The sequence below is a fragment of the Luteimonas panaciterrae genome (assembly GCF_020511115.1).
Taxonomy (GTDB): domain Bacteria; phylum Pseudomonadota; class Gammaproteobacteria; order Xanthomonadales; family Xanthomonadaceae; genus Luteimonas; species Luteimonas panaciterrae.
In genome coordinates, this window is record NZ_JAJAVH010000004.1 from 531238 (window position 1) to 547753 (window position 16516).

Below are 16516 nucleotides of genomic sequence, written 5' to 3' on the forward strand. Positions count from 1 at the left end.
CCGTCGCGATCACTCAAAAACAAGCCCGATGGAACAAGCTCGGTGGAGCAAGCTCGGCGAAACCGGCGACTCAACCCAGCAACGAATACGGCCCGCCCTGCTCCAGCGCCCGCTGATACGCCGGCCGGGCGTGGATGCGCTCCAGGAACGCCTTCAGCCGAGGGCGGTCGCTACCGGCACGCGCCGCGGCGGCCTCGACGGGATAGCTCATCTGGATATCGGCCGCGGTGAACCGGTCGCCCGCGAACCAGGCATGGCTGGCCAGTTCGCTTTCGATGTAATCCAAATGCAGCTTCACCTGCGGCCCGACGAAGCTCGACAAGGCCTTGTCGGCGATGCCGCGCGCGATGGGCTTGGCGAAGAACGGCATCGGCGCCTGCTTGATGCGCGAGAACACCAGGCTCAACAGCAACGGCGGCATCGCCGAGCCTTCGGCGTAATGCAGCCAGTAGCGATAGCGCAACCGCTCGTCGGCATCCTGCGGTTGCGGCGGCGGCGAGAATCGGTAGGCGAGATCGTAGCGTTCGATCAACGTTTCGATGATTGCCGCCGACTCGGCCAGCACCTTGCCGTCGATCTCTACCACCGGCGATTTTCCGAGCGGATGGATCGAACGCAGTTCCGGCGGGGCGAGCAAGGTCTTCGGATCGCGCTGGTAGCGCACCACCTCGTAGGGAAGTTCGAGTTCTTCCAGCAGCCACAGCACACGCTGCGAGCGGGAATTGTTGAGGTGATGGACCTTGATCATGGCGTGCGTCCCGAGAGGAGGCCGACATGGTAGCGGGACCGGCATCACGACAGGATAGGGCCGGACGATCCCCTACCTGCCCGCCACCACGAACCGCGCGCTCGCCGCGACGGCCATCAACGCCACGCCAAGCATCACGAACGCCAGCGGCAGACTGCTCATGTGCGCGATCCAGCCGATGGCCGCCGGCCCGGCGAGAATGCCGGCATACCCGAGCGTGCTGATCGCCGAAACCGCCGCTCCCGCGGGCATCGCGTGCTGCCGGCCGGCGGCGGTGAACAGGACCGGCACGATATTGGAACAGCCCAGGCCGACCAGGGCGAAGCCCAGCAAGGTCGCCGCCGTCGATGGCACCATCGCGCCGATCACGAATCCCGCGGCGGCGCAGATCCCGCCGATCACCATGATCGGACGTGGCCCGAATCGCTGCACGACTCGGTCGCCGCTGAAGCGGCCGAGGGTCATCGCCAGCGCGAACACCGCGTAGCCGATACCGCCCAGGCTCGGCTGCAGATCGCGTTGCGTGACCAGCAACAGCGCGCTCCAGTCCAGCATCGCGCCTTCGGCCAGAAAGACCACGAAACACAATGCGCCAATCAGCACCACGATGCCGTGCGGCAGCGCGAACGGCGAATCGCCGTGACTGCCGTCGCCCTGGCGCAGCAGTCCGCGGCTGCTGACCAAGGCCAGCAACACCAGCAACGCCGCCACGCCGACAGCCGCACCCAACGGCGACCAATGCAGCCGCAGCAGGAGGCTGACCAGGCCCGCGCCGACGATGCCGCCGAGGCTGAAGAAGCCGTGGAACCCCGACATCAATGCGCGACCGCTCGCCTTCTCCACGATCACGGCCTGAATGTTGATCGCGACATCGACGGTGCCGATCGCGGCACCGAACAGGAACAAGGCGAACGCCATCGTCATCCAGCTGGAGAGATAGGCGAGCGATGGCAGGATCGCGCACACCACCGCGAGCGCGACCAGGATCACGAGCCGGCAGCCGTAGCGCGCGGCGATGGCCCCTGTCAGTGGCATCGCCACCAGCGATCCGGCGCCGAGCGCGAGCAGGAGCAATCCCAGCGTGCCTTCGTCGATTCCGATGCGAGTCTTGGCATAGGGCACCAGCGGCGCCCATGCCGCCATCGCCAAGCCGGCGGCGAAAAAGACGATGCGAGTCGACAGCCGTTCGCTCGCGCCGGTCGTCGCGGCCTGCCCATCCAATGTGATGCTCATGCGACTGCTTCCGCCCGCAACACCCGCACACCGTTTCGCGTGAATGCCTTGGCCTGCGTCGCGGGTGCATCGCGCTCGACCACCAACGCATGCAGCCCGGTGATCGGCAACACGGAGAATGGCGCGGACGTCCCCAGCTTTTCGTTGGTGACCGCCGCGACTGTCGCGCGGCTGCCCGCGGCGACCGTTTGCTTGAACTGCGCGTCCTCGTAATCCTGCGCGGAGATCCCGGCCACCGAATCCGCGCCGCACGTGCCGACAAAATACAGATCGCTGCCGAGCGCCTTCGCATCGCGAATCGCGCCTGCACCGAGGCTCGCACCGAGGTGCGGATCGACCCGGCCGCCGATCACGATCAACTCCACATCCTCGCGCCCAGCCAGCACTGCCGCGATCGCAGGCGCATTGGTGACCACGGTCAGGCCCTGCTCGCGCGGCAGCACGCGCGCGATGGCGTGATTGACCGAACTGGCATCGAGAAAAACCACGTCGCCACGCTTCACCAGCGAGACCGCCGCGCGCGCCAGCGCCTCCTTGCGCGCCGAATCCTGCTTCAGACGCGCCGCGATCGGTCCATTACGAGGCGCCGGCGGCAGTGCGCCGCCGTAAACGCGCTGGCACTGGCCTGCTGCCGCCAGTTCGCGCAGATCGCGGCGGATGGTGTCGTGCGAGACATCGAGTTCCTGCGCCAGATCGACCGCGATCACTCGCCCTTCCGCGAGCAGCCGATCGCGGATCAGTGCATGCCGCTGCTGCGGCAGCAATTCCTCGGTGGCCATCGGAACCTCACAGATCGTTAATGATCGTGCATAATTGTGCAACATCATGCACTCGCTGGCAATACTTATGATTGCTGTCCGTTGCGGCTGCAAACCGGTCACTCTCCGTGCGACACCGGTAAACTGTGTTGTCCTGACCGGCTTGACCGGCGCTGCAAGAAGTCCGGCATGAGCGCCGACCTGCCCACTCCCCCCGATTCCTCCCCCAAATTCACCGATCTCGGCCTGCCCGAGAGCTTGTTGCGCGCGCTCGCCGCCGTCGGCTACGAATCACCCTCGCCGATCCAGGCGGCGACGATTCCGCCGCTGCTGGCCGGCCGCGACGTGCTTGGCCAGGCACAGACCGGCACCGGCAAGACCGCCGCGTTCGCGCTGCCGATCCTCGCCGGCATCGATCCCGCGCAGGTGAAACCGCAAGCGCTGGTGCTGGCGCCCACGCGCGAACTCGCCATCCAGGTCGCCGAGGCATTCCAGAAGTACGCCGTGCATCTGCCCGGCTTCCACGTGCTGCCGATCTACGGCGGCCAGGGCTACGCACCGCAGCTGAGCGCGTTGAAACGCGGTGTGCATGTCGTGGTCGGCACGCCGGGACGCGTGATCGATCACCTCGACCGCGGCTCGCTCGACCTGTCGCAACTGCGCCGCCTGGTGCTGGACGAAGCCGACGAGATGCTGCGCATGGGCTTCATCGACGACGTCGAGGCGGTGCTGAAGAAGACGCCGGAGACGCGCCAGGTGGCGCTGTTCTCGGCGACGATGCCGGCACAGATCAAGCGCATTGCCCAAACGTATTTGAAGGATCCGGTCGAGATCGCGATCAAGTCGACCACCACCACCGCCGCCAACATCCGCCAGCGCTACTGGTCGGTGAGCGGCGTGCACAAGCTCGATGCCCTTACCCGCATTCTCGAAGCCGAACCGTTCGACGCGATGATCGTGTTCGCGCGCACCAAGCTCGGCACCCAGGAACTGGCCGAGAAACTCGCCGCGCGCGGCCTCGCCGCCGCCGCGATCAACGGCGACATGGACCAGAAGCAGCGCGAGAAGACCATCCAACAGCTCAAGGATGGCCGCATCGACGTGCTGGTGGCCACCGACGTCGCCGCGCGCGGTCTGGACGTGGAGCGCATCAGCCACGTGCTGAACTACGACATCCCCTACGACACCGAAAGCTACGTGCACCGCATCGGCCGCACCGGCCGCGCCGGGCGCGCGGGCGAGGCGATCCTGTTCGTCACGCCGCGCGAGCGCGGCATGCTGCGCGCGATCGAGCGCGCCACGCGCCAGCCGATCGAATCGATGGCCCTGCCCAGCGTGGAGACGGTGAACGAACGCCGCGTCTCGCGCTTCCTCGACAAGATCGCGGCGGCACTGGAGGGCGAGGACCTGCACGTCTTCCGTGATCTGGTCACCCGCTTCGAGACCGAACGCAACGTGCCGGCCGTGGAAATCGCCGCCGCGCTGGCGAAGCTCGTGCAGGGCGACTCGCCGCTGCTGCTGGCGGCGCCGGAGCACAAGCATCGGGATTTCGAACCCGCTCCTTCGCGTCACGAAGATCGCGATCGCCGCGAGACTCGCGACAGCCGTCCTGCAGGCAAGGGCAGCCGCCCGCATCGCGAAGACGCGCCCAGCTTCAAGCCCGACGCCAAACGGCGATCGACGCCGCCGCGTCTGGATGCCGAAACCGGAGAAGCGATGTTCGCCGCCGAGCCGCAGCGCCCACGCGAACGCCGCGCCGATGCACCACCCGCCTCCGAATTCCCGATGGAGACGTTCCGCATCGAGGTCGGCCACACGCATGGCGTGCAGCCCGGCAACATCGTCGGCGCCATCGCCAATGAAGCCGATCTGGAAAGCCGCTACATCGGCCGCATCGACATCCGCGACGACTACAGCCTGGTCGACCTGCCCGAGGGCATGCCGCGCGAACTGCTGGAACACCTCAAGCGCGTGCGCGTCGCCGGACTTCCCTTGCGGATGCGCCGCGCCGACGCCAGCGACACCAGTGCTCCGCCGCCGCGTGGCAAACGGCCGTTCTCGGGGAAGCCACGAGGCAAACCCGCCGCGCACAGGCCCGGCCCCAAGAAGCCGCGATAACCCGAGCCCGTCATTCCGGCGCGCGCCGGAATGACGAAGCAGAAAGGCGCTTCAAGAATCCCGCTCTCCCGACCTAGAATCGGGGCATGTCCCGCCTGCTCGTCTTCCAACACGTCGCCGCCGAACCCCTGGGCACGCTCGACCCGTTGATCCGAGGCCGTGGCCACCGCATCCGCTTCGCCAATTTCGAGCGTGATCCCGATGCGCAGCCCAACGTCGACCGCTATCGCGGCCTGATCGTGCTGGGTGGCCCCATGAACGTCGAGGATCAGGCGCAGCGCCCGCACCTGGTCACCGAACTGCGCGCGATCGAACGCATGCTCGAACTGGGCCGGCCGGTGCTCGGCATCTGCCTCGGCGCGCAATTGCTCGCGCATGTCCTCGGCGCGCCGGTTCGCCGCAGACCAGTGCCGGAAATCGGCTGGTATCCGCTGCGCACCACGGCGGCCGGACAAACCGATCCCGTGCTGTCCCCGCTTGGCGAACAGGCCGCGGTGTTCCAATGGCACGCCTGTCATTTCGAGATTCCGGACGGCGCCTCGCATCTCGCCGTTTCCGATGAGTGCCCGCAACAGGCCTTCCGCTGGGGCGACAACGCCTACGGCTTCCAGTTCCATCTCGAGATGGACCAGCCGCTGATCGAACGCTGGCTGGCGACGCCGGCCTATCGCGACGAACTGGCCGACTCCGGCCTGCCGCACGATGCCGAGACGATTCGCGCGCAAACCCGTGCGCACATCGGCGCGATGCAGGCGCAGGCCGATCGTGTCTTCAACAACTTCCTCGATCTGATCGGGCGCCCGCAGAAGCGATACACGCTGCCGTCACGCGAGTTCGCCTGAGCCTCGCCTACCCGGCGAAAAGCTGCGTCAACGGAGGCCACCCCACCAACGGCGCCACCACCCAGTAGACGCCCGCGAGAACCAGCCCCCACATCGCCACCTTCAAGAGGAAGCTGACCACCTTGAAGGCCAGATACACGCCCACGACAATCAAGATCACACCGATCCAGCTCATGCCTGCACACTCTCCTTTTCGGACATCGTAGCGCACAGGGGCTGCAGGTCCGCGTCCAGCGCGACGCGATCGTCGAAGACGAAGCAGCGACCGTCGTATCCGTAGCCGCCCACGTCCTCGAAGTAGCCGAGGATGCCGCCGTCGAGTTGCAGCACGTTGTCCATGCCGTCCGCGCGCATCCACAACGCGGCTTTCTCGCAGCGGATGCCGCCGGTGCAGAAGCTGACCACCGTGGCATCGGCGATCGCATCGCGATGCGGCGCCAGCGCGTCGGGCAGATCGGTGAAGTTGTCGATCGGCAGACACAACGCACCCGCGAAGCTGCCGTAACCGACTTCCTCGCGATTGCGCGTGTCCAGCAGCACCAGCCGCTTGCCGTCGTCGTCGTGGCCCTGGGCGATCCAGCGCGCCAGATCGCGCGGCGCAACGGCCGGCGCCCGCTCGCGCAACGGCGAGGCATTCTCGCGACGGAAGCTGATGATTTCCGGCTTCACCTTCACCTTCAGACGCGCGAAGGGCTGCGTCTCGCTGTAGCTGAGCTTCACGCGCAGATCCGCGAAGCGCGCGTCCGCGCGGAGCCATGCGAGGAGCGCCGTGATTGCGTTGTCGGCGCCGGCGAGGAACAGATTGATGCCCTCCTCGGCAACGAGCACGGTGCCGAGCAAGTCGTTGCGCAGCGCCAAAGCCGACAGATCGGCGGCCAGGGCGTCGGGAGCCTGGATTTCGGTGAAATGGTAGGCGGCTAGGTTGGTGACCATCCGCCAATTCTACCGGGCACGATATTCAACCAAACAGTTGACATTCCGGTTTTCGAATGTATATTCAACCATATGGATGAATATCAACCCTCCCGCCCGATCGATCTGGATGGTGTCTTCGCCGCCCTTTCGGACAGCACCCGCCGCGAAATGCTGGCCCGGCTGGCCGAAGGCGAGCGCAGCGTCGGCGAACTCGCCGCCCCGTTCTCGATGTCGCTGGCCGCCGCCTCCAAGCACATCAAAGTGCTGGAAAACGCCGGCCTCGTGCAGCGGGAAGTGCTCGGACGCACGCACCGCGTCCGCCTCCATGCGCAGCCGCTGCACGCCGGCATGGAATGGCTGCGGCACTACGAGCGCTTCTGGAACCAGCGCCTGGATGCACTGGAAGCCCTGCTCCGCGCGGAAGATGCCGCCGCCACGAAAAAACCAAACGAACCCGCCGCGAAGGCACCTTTCAAACCCACGACCAAAGGGAAACGACGATGAGCGGCCGCCTGACCTCCTCGCGTCCCTATCCCACCCACGTCTTCGCCCATCCGCCCCAGCAGATCAAGGAAATCCAAATGAACGCCAACGCTTACGCAGTCCGCACCGCTCCCGACACCGTGCGCATCGAGCGCATCCTGCCTGGCCCCATCGAACGCGTCTGGGCCTATCTCACCGAAGACGAGAAGCGCGGCCAATGGTTCGCCTCCGGCACGATGGAGCCGCGCGTCGGCGGCAAGGTCGATCTGTTGTTCCTGCATTCGCGCCTCTCGGACGAACCGGGCGCGCCGCCGCCGCGCTACGCCGACATGGAACCCAACGGCTTTCGCCACGAATCGCGCGTCACCGCCTGGGACCCGCCGCGCCTGCTGGGCTACATCTTCGGTGAGGACGACGAAGTCCGTTTCGAACTGGCCGAACGCGGCAGCGACGTCCTGCTCACCCTGACGCATACCCGCATCGCCAGCCAGGAGAAGCTCGTGCAGTACTCCGGCGGCTGGCATGCCCACCTCGACGTGCTCGCCGATCGCCTCAACGGCCGCGCGCCGCCGAATTTCTGGAAACTGCACGCACCGCTCGAAGCGGAGTACCAGAAGCGCTTCGCAGCTGTCTGATCGCGGCTATCTGAGCCGCGCGCATCGAGTCGGCGACCGGTCTGACGAACGAGTCAGGCCCGCTCGCCGACCGGCAGGGCGGGCTCGTCTCCCGCCGACTTCGGAATCGACAACAGCGCCAGCAACGTCAGCACGGCCGCCGCCGACAGGTAGTAACCCACGTATTGCAGGCCGTAATTCTTTGCCAGCCATGTGGCCGCGTAAGGCGCCAGCGAGGCGCCGATGATGCCGGCGAAATTGAACGCCAGCGACGCGCCGGTATAGCGCACCTCGGTCGGGAAAAGATCCGACAGGATCGTCCCGAGCGGCCCATAGGTCAGCCCCATCGCCGCCAACCCCAGCGCCAGGAACAACAACACACCAATCGCGCTGCCGGATGCGAACAGCGGCGCGAAACACAGACCGAAGACGATGATCGCCACCGTCGACCAGATCATCGCCGCACGCCGGCCGCGACGATCCGCGTACACGGCCGATAGCGGGATAGTGATTGCGAAGCAGAGCACCGCCAGCATCTGCAGCAGCAGGAACTGCTCGCGCGTATAGCCGAGCGAGGAAGTACCCCAGCTCAGCGCGAACACCGTCATCAGGTAGAACAGCACGAACGTCGCCACCGCCGCGAACGTGCCGATCAGCAGCATGCGCGGATGCCGTGCCAGCACCGCCAGCATCGGCACCTTCACACGCGCTTCGTTGGCGAGGACGCGACGGAAGGCCGGCGTCTCCTCGATGCGCAGACGCACCCACAAACCGACCAGCACCAATACCGCGCTGGCCAGGAACGGAACGCGCCAGCCCCAGGCGAAGAATTGCGCGTCGTCCATCAGCTCCGTGAGCAGCAGGAAGACGCCGCTCGACAGCAGAAACCCGATCGGCGCGCCGAACTGCGGAAACATCCCGTACCAGGCGCGCTTGCCCGGCGGCGCGTTCTCGGTAGCGAGCAGCACCGCACCGCCCCATTCGCCGCCCAATCCCAGGCCTTGCCCGAACCGGCACAACGCCAGCAACAGCGGCGCCGCCACACCGATCTGCGCGTAGGTCGGCAGCACGCCGATCACCACCGTCGAGATGCCCATCGTCAGCAACGCCGCCACCAGCGTCGCCTTGCGGCCGACACGATCGCCGAAATGGCCGAACAGCGCCGAGCCCACCGGCCGCGCGAAGAACGCCAGCGCGAACGTCGCCAGCGATTGCAACGTCGACGAGGCGGGATCGCTGGCGGGAAAGAACAATTTCGGAAACACCAGCACCGCGGCGGTGGCGTAGATGTAGAAATCGAAGAATTCGATGGTGGTGCCGATCAGGCTGGCGAACAGGACGCGTCCCGCTGGATTCTTCGGGGCGGCGGCAACGGAATTCATGCAATGCATCCGCGATGATGGGGGCGTCTCGATCATGACAGATGCCGCGCCAACTCCGCATGCCTTCCTCCTCGGGCGGGCATTCACTACCCTGTCACCGATGGATGCTTCCCCACCTCACACGAATGCGCTGGCCGTCATCGGCGGCGGCCCGGCCGGACTGATGGCGGCGGAAACCGCGCGCGCCGCCGGTTTCGAGGTGGATCTGTACGATGCCAAGGGTTCGGTCGGACGGAAATTCCTGATCGCCGGCAAGGGCGGCCTCAACCTCACCCACTCCGAACCGATGCCGGCCTTCGCCCATCGCTACCGCGAGCGCGAACGCGACGTGGCGCGGTGGCTGCACGACTTCGGCGCCGACGAATTGCGCGCGTGGGTGCGCGGGTTCGGCGTGGAGACGTTCGTGGGCAGTTCCGGCCGCGTGTTCCCGACAGACCTCAAGGCCGCGCCATTGCTGCGGGGCTGGGTACGGCGCCTGCGCGATCAAGGCGTGCGCTTCCACATGCACCATCGCTGGCTCGGCTGGGGCGACGGGCATGCGCTGCGCTTCGCGACCGCGGATGGAGAACGCGAAGTCCATGCCGCCGCGACCATCCTCGCCCTCGGCGGCGGCAGCTGGCCCGAACTCGGTTCCGATGGCGCCTGGGAATCCGTGCTGCGCACGCGCGGCATCGACGTGGCGCCGCTGCGGCCGGCCAACTGCGGATTCGACATCGGCTGGAGCCCTCACTTCGCCGAACGCCATGCCGGCGCGCCGCTGAAGCCGGTGATCGCGCACTGGCGCGACGAGCACGGCGAGGAACACGCGCTGCAAGGCGAGTGCGTGGCGACCGCTACCGGCATCGAGGGCAGCCTGATCTACGCCCTGTCCGCGACACTGCGCGAAGCGATCGCGCGCGATGGCACCGCCCTGCTCCATCTCGACATCGCCCCGGGCCGCGACATCGGCAAATTGCGGGAAGCGCTCGCCAAACCGCGCGGTCGACGCAGCGCCAGCGAACACCTGCGCCGGCAGACCGGCCTGGACGGCGCCAAGGCCGCGCTGCTGTACGAAGTGCTGGGACGCGACGCGCTCGGCGATGCCGCGCGGGTCGCCAGCACCATCAAGCGACTGCCGTTGCGGCTACGCAGTGCGCGGCCGATCGCCGAAGCCATCAGCAGCGCTGGTGGCGTGCGTCTGGAAGCACTCGACGACGGCCTGATGCTGCGCGCCATGCCAGGCGTGTTCTGCGCGGGCGAAATGCTCGACTGGGAGGCCCCGACCGGCGGCTACCTGCTCACCGCCTGCTTCGCCAGCGGCAAGCGTGCCGGCGACGGCGCGGTCGCCTGGCTGCGGCGGAAGTCGGAACAGGCGCACACGCGGACGTAAGCACGCGTGCGCGGACGCGCGTAGCCTTACTTCTTCTTCGAGAAATAATGCGTGGCGGCGCACAGCTTGACGTCCTGCGCGGACGCCGCCGGCAGGGTCTTGCCGCTGAGCGCGATCAGCTTCACCACCTCGCTCTCGCCCTCCATGACCTTGGCCAGCGCGAGATAGCTGGCATCGGCGGTGCTGCCGCAGAACGCGTTGCTGGGGATCTTGCTCGGCGCGGTCTGCTGGACGATGTGACGCAGTTCCACTTGCTGGCGCGGCTCGATCATCATCGCGTCGGCATAGCGCTCGCTCGGCGAATACTGATCGTCACCGTTGACTAGGGCGACGCGCTCGGTGACGAAGGTGGCGCCGTTGGCGCCGGTGATCTTGCCGTCCTCGATCTTGATCGCGCCGGTGCTGGATTCGCCCACCGGATCGCCCGGCTGGAAATCACCGAGCACCACCGGCTGCAGCGTCGGCGGCGCGGCGCGCTCGTAGGTGGCCGTGCTCGGATCGGGCTCGGGAACGGACGGTGGCGCGGCCGCCGGCGGGGACGGCGCCGCCTGGGCAGCCGGCTCCGGTTTCGGTGCCTGCTCCGGCTTGCACGCGGCCACCAGCGCGATGGCCATCGCCAGCGCGGCGACTGCGGAGCCCTTGCGAACGCGGTCACAAGTCATGTACGGAATTCCCCGAGCGGTTATTCAAACCGAACATCATAAGCATCGCCTGTTCAACAAACGTTAGGCTTCCTTCACTTCTGAATGCGGCCGGCTTTGAGTCCGGCTTGCCTGCTTTGAAGAACGTCTTGTTTTGAACAACTGGCTTGATGCGGCCAGCCCGCTCACATTTCCGGTGTGGTATCGCGCAGGATGCGCAGGCTTTCCTCACGGACGGGATCCTTGGCGTTCTCCGCCGGCTTTTCTTCCGACGGCTCCTTCGCCGCTTCCGGCGTCTTCCCGTCCTCGCCATCTTTTCCGGTAACGGCGCTGGTGACGGGCGCGGCGCGGCAGTTGCGGCTGAGCATCTCCGAAGGCTCCTGGCCGCGATAGTCGACCTGAAGATCGACCATGACGTCGGGCTTCTCGTCCGGCTTGCGGCTCAGCGCCTGCACCGCGCCGCAGATGGCGTCGATCGTCGCCTGGCTGCGATGCTCGGGCGTATCGAGGATGACGTACAGGTTGACGCGATCCAGCCACGCCAGCGAACGCACGCCCGCCACCTTCCAGGCGGCGGTGCGCGCCGCCTCGTAATCGGTCACGCGTTCGGGATCGACGAAGCGCATCGATTTGCGGAAATCGTCCTGCATCCCGTCGACCTGCTGCTGCATCGCAACCTCGTCGCCGCGCTGCATCGCCTCGTGCACCGCCGCCATGCGCGCGGCACGCGTGACGACCGGATCGGGAGGCGGCGGCTTTGGCGGCAACTTCGGCGGTGGAGGTTTGAGGATCGGCGCGGGCTTCGGCGGCGGCGGCTTGTGCGCCGCGAAGTTCTGATAGATGCGGAAGCCGACCCATCCCGCCACCGCGACGATCACCACGAACAACGCCACCCACGCACCGCTGCGCTGGCGCCGGCGATAGGCCTGACGATCCGGAAACTCGACCTTGCGTTGTTTCTTCATGCGCTGCTTTTTCAATCCGGGCATGCCAGCCCTTGTCCGACAGCATGTTTGGAACGCATCGACCGCACCTCCGCCGTCATCTAGTCACTTGTACAGCCGGTCACTTGTGCAACTGGTCACTTGTGCAGCAGCCATACCGGCAGTGCCACCAACCCTAGCAGGAATACGATCGCCAAGAGCGTCAACACGACCCGCAACGGCGATTCGCGCACCACGTCGGCGAAGGTTTCCGCCGTGCCGTCGCGCTGTGCCTGTGCGTGGGCGGCGCGGGCCGTGTCGCGGCGTCGCGTCTGGTAATCGGCCATCAGTTGCCTGGCTTTGGCGATATCCTCGTCATGCTTGACCCAGATGCCGCCATACGAGATTCCCCAGCGGCTCGGCTTGGTCTCGTACCAGCCGATGTCGTTGGCATCGAGGAACGCGCGAACGTCGTCCGCTTCGTCCTCCGGCACCATGCGCAGATTGAGCAGAAGCTTCGCCATGGCCGCATCATAGCCCGCGCGGCGACGGCGCCCAAATCCGCGGTTATCGCTTTTCGCTCACCGCGCGGCGCAGATTGTGACGGGCTTGCGCATCCAGGCGCTCGTGGAAGAACTCGCTGAGATAGATGCGCGGCTTCGCCAGCAGCGCCTTGAGGAAGCGGCGGCGATTGAGCTTGAACAGCCAGCCCGGCACATGACCGCGATATTCGGCGGCGATACCACGGTCGTAGGTATCGAAGATCGCCGGCGGCGCGCCGAGAATCGCCATGTCGCAATCGAGGAAATGGCGGGCGTCATCACCGCGCGCGTCGCGCGGGAAATCGTCGGGCGAGAACTGGCCGTGACGCGCGGTAAGCTCGATCAGTTCCACCACCCGCGCGACGTCCACGCCGGCGTCCGGCATCCAGCGTGAGATCTCGGAAGCCGCCAGCTCGGCCGAACGTGTTTCGTTGTCCTTGCGCCCCGCCTCGTAGATCGCATCGTGATACAGCACCGCCAATCGCACTTCCATGGGCTGGGACCAGTCCGGACCGGCCGCAACGGTTTCGCAATGGCGCATCACTTCGCCGACGTGTTCGAAGTTGTGATACGTGCGTGGCGGTGTCGCGTATGCGGCGCGCAGTGCTGCCCATTGTTCCGGCCGCACGAATGCGGCGAGGCTCTCGATGGGAGTTTCGGCATTCATGGTGACTGCCTCACCGGCGATGCGTCCGAGTATCGACGCTCCCGCGCCGCGCGCCACAGCCAGATGCCGACCATCACTAGCCAGTACACGATCATCGCGATCACCAGCTTCTGCGTCAGCCCGCGCGGCGCGCCACGCCATAGCGAGAGAATCCAGACGGCCGCGAACGAGGCGACGGCAAGACCGAACGCCAACCGGAAGCGCGATCGCCAGAGCGGATCGCCACGGAATCGCCAGGCCTGCAACACCATCGCCGTCGTCACCCACAGGAAAGCGCCCTGCGCGGCGGTTCCATGCACCCAGCCTTCGAACGTCGGCGCACGCCCCGGAACATTGGTATGCGCGAACGCCGTCACCACGAGTGCCACGGCCGCCATCACGAACAGCAGCACCGGTGCGCTGCTGCGCGCCTGCGGCTCGAACGCGAAGTACAGCCCCAGTGGCAGCAACACCAGCGCGGCGCCGAGCAGGCAATAGGCCGCCTGCAACCAGACGCCATACGGCCCGATCAGGTAGAAGCTGAGTGGCGTCCGGATCCAGTCGAGATCCTCGCGTGCGAATTGCAGCACCAGCGCGGCGCCCGCGAAAAGCAGGATCGCGACAAGCGCGGCGATACCGCAGAAGCCCGTGGCTCGCTCGGCTGTCCCAACGCGAGCGGGAATCGCATCTTGTTCCCGGATGGATGGTCGTTCGATCTCGCGCATGCTCACCCCTGCAATGTCCAGCTTGCGAGCGTTTCGTACTTCGAAGCTCCGACGAAACTCCGCAGCAAATGGAATTCACGCACCCGCCAGCCGACCGGCTCGATCGATCGCTGTGCAAGCGCATGCTCGTCGTAGAGCACAGTCAGATGCGGCACGAACTCGTGGCGGGCATCTGGCTTGAGCCCCGCGGCCGCCAAACGGACGGCCAGCGCATCGTGCAACGCGATCACCGCAGCGACCGCAACGCCCTGCCCTCGCAACACCAGCGGCCGCCGCTCACGTCCCGAACCGAAGCTCGCCACGCTATCGAATGTCAGCTCGAACGCATCCGCCGACACAGCCTCCCCCGCATGCTTGGCTGCGGCCAGCACATTGCCCGGAAGGCCGGCGAACTCACCGAGAAATTGCAACGTGACATGCAAACGATCCTCGTCGATGACGCGACCACGCAGTCCATGCTCCGCGCGCAGCGATCGCGCGACCGCGGCGATCCGCGCCATCGCGGCCGCATCCGGCTTCACGGCGAAGAACAGGTTGCCGACGGGCTCCTGCAAACCGAACCCATCGAACGACTGCTGCGCGCCGGGCCGGCTCGTATCAGATTTGCCCGTGCCAGAACGATTCAAGCCACACGTCCTCATCCAGTTCCGCAACCGCGATTATCCGCGATTTTCCCATGATCCGATCCGCACCGACTGCGCGACCCGCTACAATCACACCTCCCCATCGCGATCGTGCAACGGAGCTTCGCAGTGACCCATCGCCTCGTGCTGCTGCGCCACGGCCAGAGCCAGTGGAATCTCGACAACCGCTTCACCGGCTGGGTCGACGTCGACCTCACCGAACAGGGCCGCAACGAAGCCGCCAATGCCGGGCAATTGATGCGCGAGGAAGGCCTGCAGTTCGACGTCGCTCACACCTCGGTGCTCAAGCGTGCGATCCACACGCTGCAGGGCGCGCTGAAGACGCTCGATCAGGACTGGCTGCCGGTATACAAGAGCTGGCGCCTGAACGAGCGCCACTACGGCGGCCTGCAGGGCCTCGACAAGGCCGAGACCGCGGCCAAGCACGGTGAAGAACAGGTCAAGATCTGGCGCCGCTCCTACGACATCCCGCCGCCTCCGATGGCGCAGGACGATCCCGGACATCCGATGCACGACCGCCGCTACGCCGGTCTCGACCGCAACGTGCTGCCCGCCACCGAATCGCTCGCCTCCACGCTCGACCGCGTGCTGCCTTACTGGCACGACGCCATCGCGCCACAGCTGAAAGCCGGCCAGACGGTGCTGGTCACCGCGCACGGCAATTCACTGCGCGCGCTCTACAAGTACCTCAACCACGTCTCCAACGCGGACATCCTCGAACTGAACATCCCCACCGGGATTCCGCTGCTGTTCGAACTCGACGAACAGCTGGCCGTGCAGTCGTTCCGCTATCTCGGCGATCCCGAAGCCGCCAAGCGCGCCGCCGAAGCCGTGGCGAATCAGGGCAAGGCGAAATAAAGCATCGCGCGCCGCTCAGGCACGGCGCGCAACGGAGCGACGTTTCTCCTGCTTGCCGGCCCTGGCTGGCGGTGAGGTCGCGGCTTCCTTCAATTCGGACGCGAATCGCGCGAGCAATGCGGTCAGCCGTCCGGCCTCAGCGCGATGCACCAGCCAGATGCGGATCTCGGCCTTGAAATCACGCACGTCCAGCACTTCGACCGCATCGCGATAACGGCTGCGTTCGCGTAGCTGTTCCGTCGCGAGGCCCAGCCCCAGGCCGCGCGCGACCAGCGCCATGCGCATCTCCACCCCCAGGCTTTCCACCGCGACCACGAACGGCAATCCCGCGCGCGTGAGCGCATCGCGCAGCGTGCGCCGGAACCCGCACCCGTCCTGACTGAGCACCCAGGGCAATTCGGCCAGATCGGCGAGTGTCGGGCGTTTCGGCAACGCCAATCCTTTCGGCGCCACCACCTGCATGCGATGACGCGAGACCGGATGCGCGGACAGCGTCTGCGGAATCGCCGCCTCACCAGGCAGATACACCAATGCGGCATCGATGCGGCCGGACTCGACCTGATCCAGCAATTCATGCGACCAGGCCGTGGTGATCAGCAGCGACAACTGCGGATGCGCGCGGCGCAGGCCATCGATCTGCGCGGCCATCGAATCGTCGGATTGCAACGGCGTGAGGCCGAGCCGGAATTCACCGGCGACTTCACCGTTCGCGGCGATGCCGCTGCGCAGATCCTGCACCGATCCCAGCACGCGCCGGCCCAGTTCGTAGGCTTCGCGTCCGGCTGCGGTCGGTTTCAGCGGCTTCGACAGACGATCGAGCAGTGCCGTGTCGAGATCTTGTTCCAAACCTTGCACCCGCCGCGTTACCGCCGGCTGTGTCAGATGCAGACGCGCCGCCGCGGCCTGGATGGAACCCGAGTCGACCACGGCGATGAAGGCTTCGATGTCGCGGATGTTCATGACGGCAGTTTCCGGGGATTTGTCGGAGGGAATCCAAATAATGCCGATTACGCATTTTAAGACTAAAAATTATTCATTTGATGAATATACGCTTCGGACATAGATTTCTAGCACG

19 protein-coding genes are annotated in these 16516 nt (G+C 66.3%); 6 read left to right on the forward strand and 13 right to left on the reverse strand.

Annotated features, from left to right (window positions below):
* Window positions 1-70: 70 nt before the first annotated feature.
* The 3 genes from LG367_RS07205 to LG367_RS07215 all read right to left on the reverse strand — a co-directional run bounded on the left by LG367_RS07205 (window position 71) and on the right by LG367_RS07215 (window position 2760).
* Complete coding sequence (locus LG367_RS07205) at window positions 71-748, reverse strand: glutathione S-transferase (RefSeq protein ID WP_226468541.1); 678 nt, start codon at window positions 746-748, stop codon at window positions 71-73.
* Window positions 749-820: 72 nt separating this feature from the next.
* A complete protein-coding gene (locus LG367_RS07210; protein ID WP_226468542.1) occupies window positions 821-1981 on the reverse strand; it encodes an MFS transporter in 1161 nt (386 codons plus the stop codon).
* Entirely contained in the window at window positions 1978-2760 is a 783-nt protein-coding gene (locus tag LG367_RS07215) for a DeoR/GlpR family DNA-binding transcription regulator (protein WP_226468543.1), read from the reverse strand. The genes LG367_RS07210 and LG367_RS07215 overlap by 4 nt, the downstream gene beginning before the upstream one ends.
* 168 nt (window positions 2761-2928) lie before the next feature.
* On the opposite strand from LG367_RS07215, the gene LG367_RS07220 reads away from it, so the two are divergent.
* Window positions 2929-4857 carry a DEAD/DEAH box helicase gene (locus tag LG367_RS07220; protein WP_226468544.1) on the forward strand — a complete coding sequence of 643 codons (1929 nt, stop codon included), beginning with the start codon at window positions 2929-2931 and terminating at the stop codon, window positions 4855-4857.
* An 86-nt stretch (window positions 4858-4943) separates the two neighbouring features.
* Window positions 4944-5699 carry a type 1 glutamine amidotransferase gene (locus LG367_RS07225; RefSeq protein WP_226468545.1) on the forward strand — a complete coding sequence of 252 codons (756 nt, stop codon included), beginning with the start codon at window positions 4944-4946 and terminating at the stop codon, window positions 5697-5699.
* 7 nt (window positions 5700-5706) lie between these two features.
* On the opposite strand, the gene LG367_RS07230 is transcribed toward LG367_RS07225, so the two are convergent.
* Complete coding sequence (locus LG367_RS07230; RefSeq protein ID WP_226468546.1) at window positions 5707-5874, reverse strand: hypothetical protein; 168 nt, start codon at window positions 5872-5874, stop codon at window positions 5707-5709.
* Window positions 5871-6632 (reverse strand): sulfurtransferase, encoded by a 762-nt coding sequence (locus tag LG367_RS07235; RefSeq protein WP_226468547.1) that lies wholly within the window; start codon window positions 6630-6632, stop codon window positions 5871-5873. Before LG367_RS07235 ends, LG367_RS07230 begins: the two co-directional genes overlap by 4 nt.
* Before the next feature lie 72 nt (window positions 6633-6704).
* Here LG367_RS07235 and LG367_RS07240 point away from each other — a divergent pair, with 72 nt between their 5' ends.
* The gene (locus LG367_RS07240) at window positions 6705-7118 is read left to right on the forward strand and encodes an ArsR/SmtB family transcription factor (RefSeq protein WP_226468548.1); all 414 of its coding nucleotides are present in this window, start codon (window positions 6705-6707) and stop codon (window positions 7116-7118) included.
* Entirely contained in the window at window positions 7115-7732 is a 618-nt protein-coding gene (locus LG367_RS07245; protein ID WP_226468549.1) for an SRPBCC family protein, read from the forward strand. Before LG367_RS07240 ends, LG367_RS07245 begins: the two co-directional genes overlap by 4 nt.
* A 53-nt stretch (window positions 7733-7785) precedes the next feature.
* Here LG367_RS07245 and LG367_RS07250 read toward each other — a convergent pair whose 3' ends face one another.
* Window positions 7786-9093 (reverse strand): MFS transporter, encoded by a 1308-nt coding sequence (locus LG367_RS07250; RefSeq protein WP_226468550.1) that lies wholly within the window; start codon window positions 9091-9093, stop codon window positions 7786-7788.
* A gap of 100 nt (window positions 9094-9193) precedes the next feature.
* On the opposite strand from LG367_RS07250, the gene LG367_RS07255 reads away from it, so the two are divergent.
* The gene (locus LG367_RS07255; RefSeq protein ID WP_226468633.1) at window positions 9194-10462 is read left to right on the forward strand and encodes a TIGR03862 family flavoprotein; all 1269 of its coding nucleotides are present in this window, start codon (window positions 9194-9196) and stop codon (window positions 10460-10462) included.
* A 26-nt stretch (window positions 10463-10488) separates the two neighbouring features.
* On the opposite strand, the gene LG367_RS07260 is transcribed toward LG367_RS07255, so the two are convergent.
* From LG367_RS07260 to thpR, 6 genes are all read right to left on the reverse strand, one after another.
* A complete protein-coding gene (locus LG367_RS07260) occupies window positions 10489-11124 on the reverse strand; it encodes a hypothetical protein (protein ID WP_226468551.1) in 636 nt (211 codons plus the stop codon).
* Window positions 11125-11288: 164 nt separating this feature from the next.
* Window positions 11289-12092 carry a hypothetical protein gene (locus tag LG367_RS07265; protein WP_226468552.1) on the reverse strand — a complete coding sequence of 268 codons (804 nt, stop codon included), beginning with the start codon at window positions 12090-12092 and terminating at the stop codon, window positions 11289-11291.
* Between the two features lie 92 nt (window positions 12093-12184).
* Complete coding sequence (locus LG367_RS07270; protein WP_226468553.1) at window positions 12185-12550, reverse strand: DUF6164 family protein; 366 nt, start codon at window positions 12548-12550, stop codon at window positions 12185-12187.
* A 43-nt stretch (window positions 12551-12593) separates the two neighbouring features.
* Complete coding sequence (locus LG367_RS07275; protein WP_226468554.1) at window positions 12594-13235, reverse strand: HD domain-containing protein; 642 nt, start codon at window positions 13233-13235, stop codon at window positions 12594-12596.
* Window positions 13232-13939, reverse strand: a complete 708-nt coding sequence (locus tag LG367_RS07280; RefSeq protein WP_226468555.1) for a DUF998 domain-containing protein — start codon at window positions 13937-13939, stop codon at window positions 13232-13234. The genes LG367_RS07275 and LG367_RS07280 overlap by 4 nt, the downstream gene beginning before the upstream one ends.
* A 2-nt stretch (window positions 13940-13941) precedes the next feature.
* Entirely contained in the window at window positions 13942-14493 is a 552-nt protein-coding gene (gene thpR / locus LG367_RS07285) for an RNA 2',3'-cyclic phosphodiesterase (protein WP_226468556.1), read from the reverse strand.
* Window positions 14494-14691: 198 nt separating this feature from the next.
* On the opposite strand from thpR, the gene gpmA reads away from it, so the two are divergent.
* Window positions 14692-15441: a 2,3-diphosphoglycerate-dependent phosphoglycerate mutase gene (gpmA, locus tag LG367_RS07290; protein WP_226468557.1), complete on the forward strand. Its 750-nt coding sequence runs from the start codon at window positions 14692-14694 to the stop codon at window positions 15439-15441.
* A gap of 15 nt (window positions 15442-15456) precedes the next feature.
* Here gpmA and LG367_RS07295 read toward each other — a convergent pair whose 3' ends face one another.
* Window positions 15457-16401, reverse strand: a complete 945-nt coding sequence (locus tag LG367_RS07295; protein ID WP_226468558.1) for a LysR family transcriptional regulator — start codon at window positions 16399-16401, stop codon at window positions 15457-15459.
* Window positions 16402-16516 lie beyond the last annotated feature (115 nt).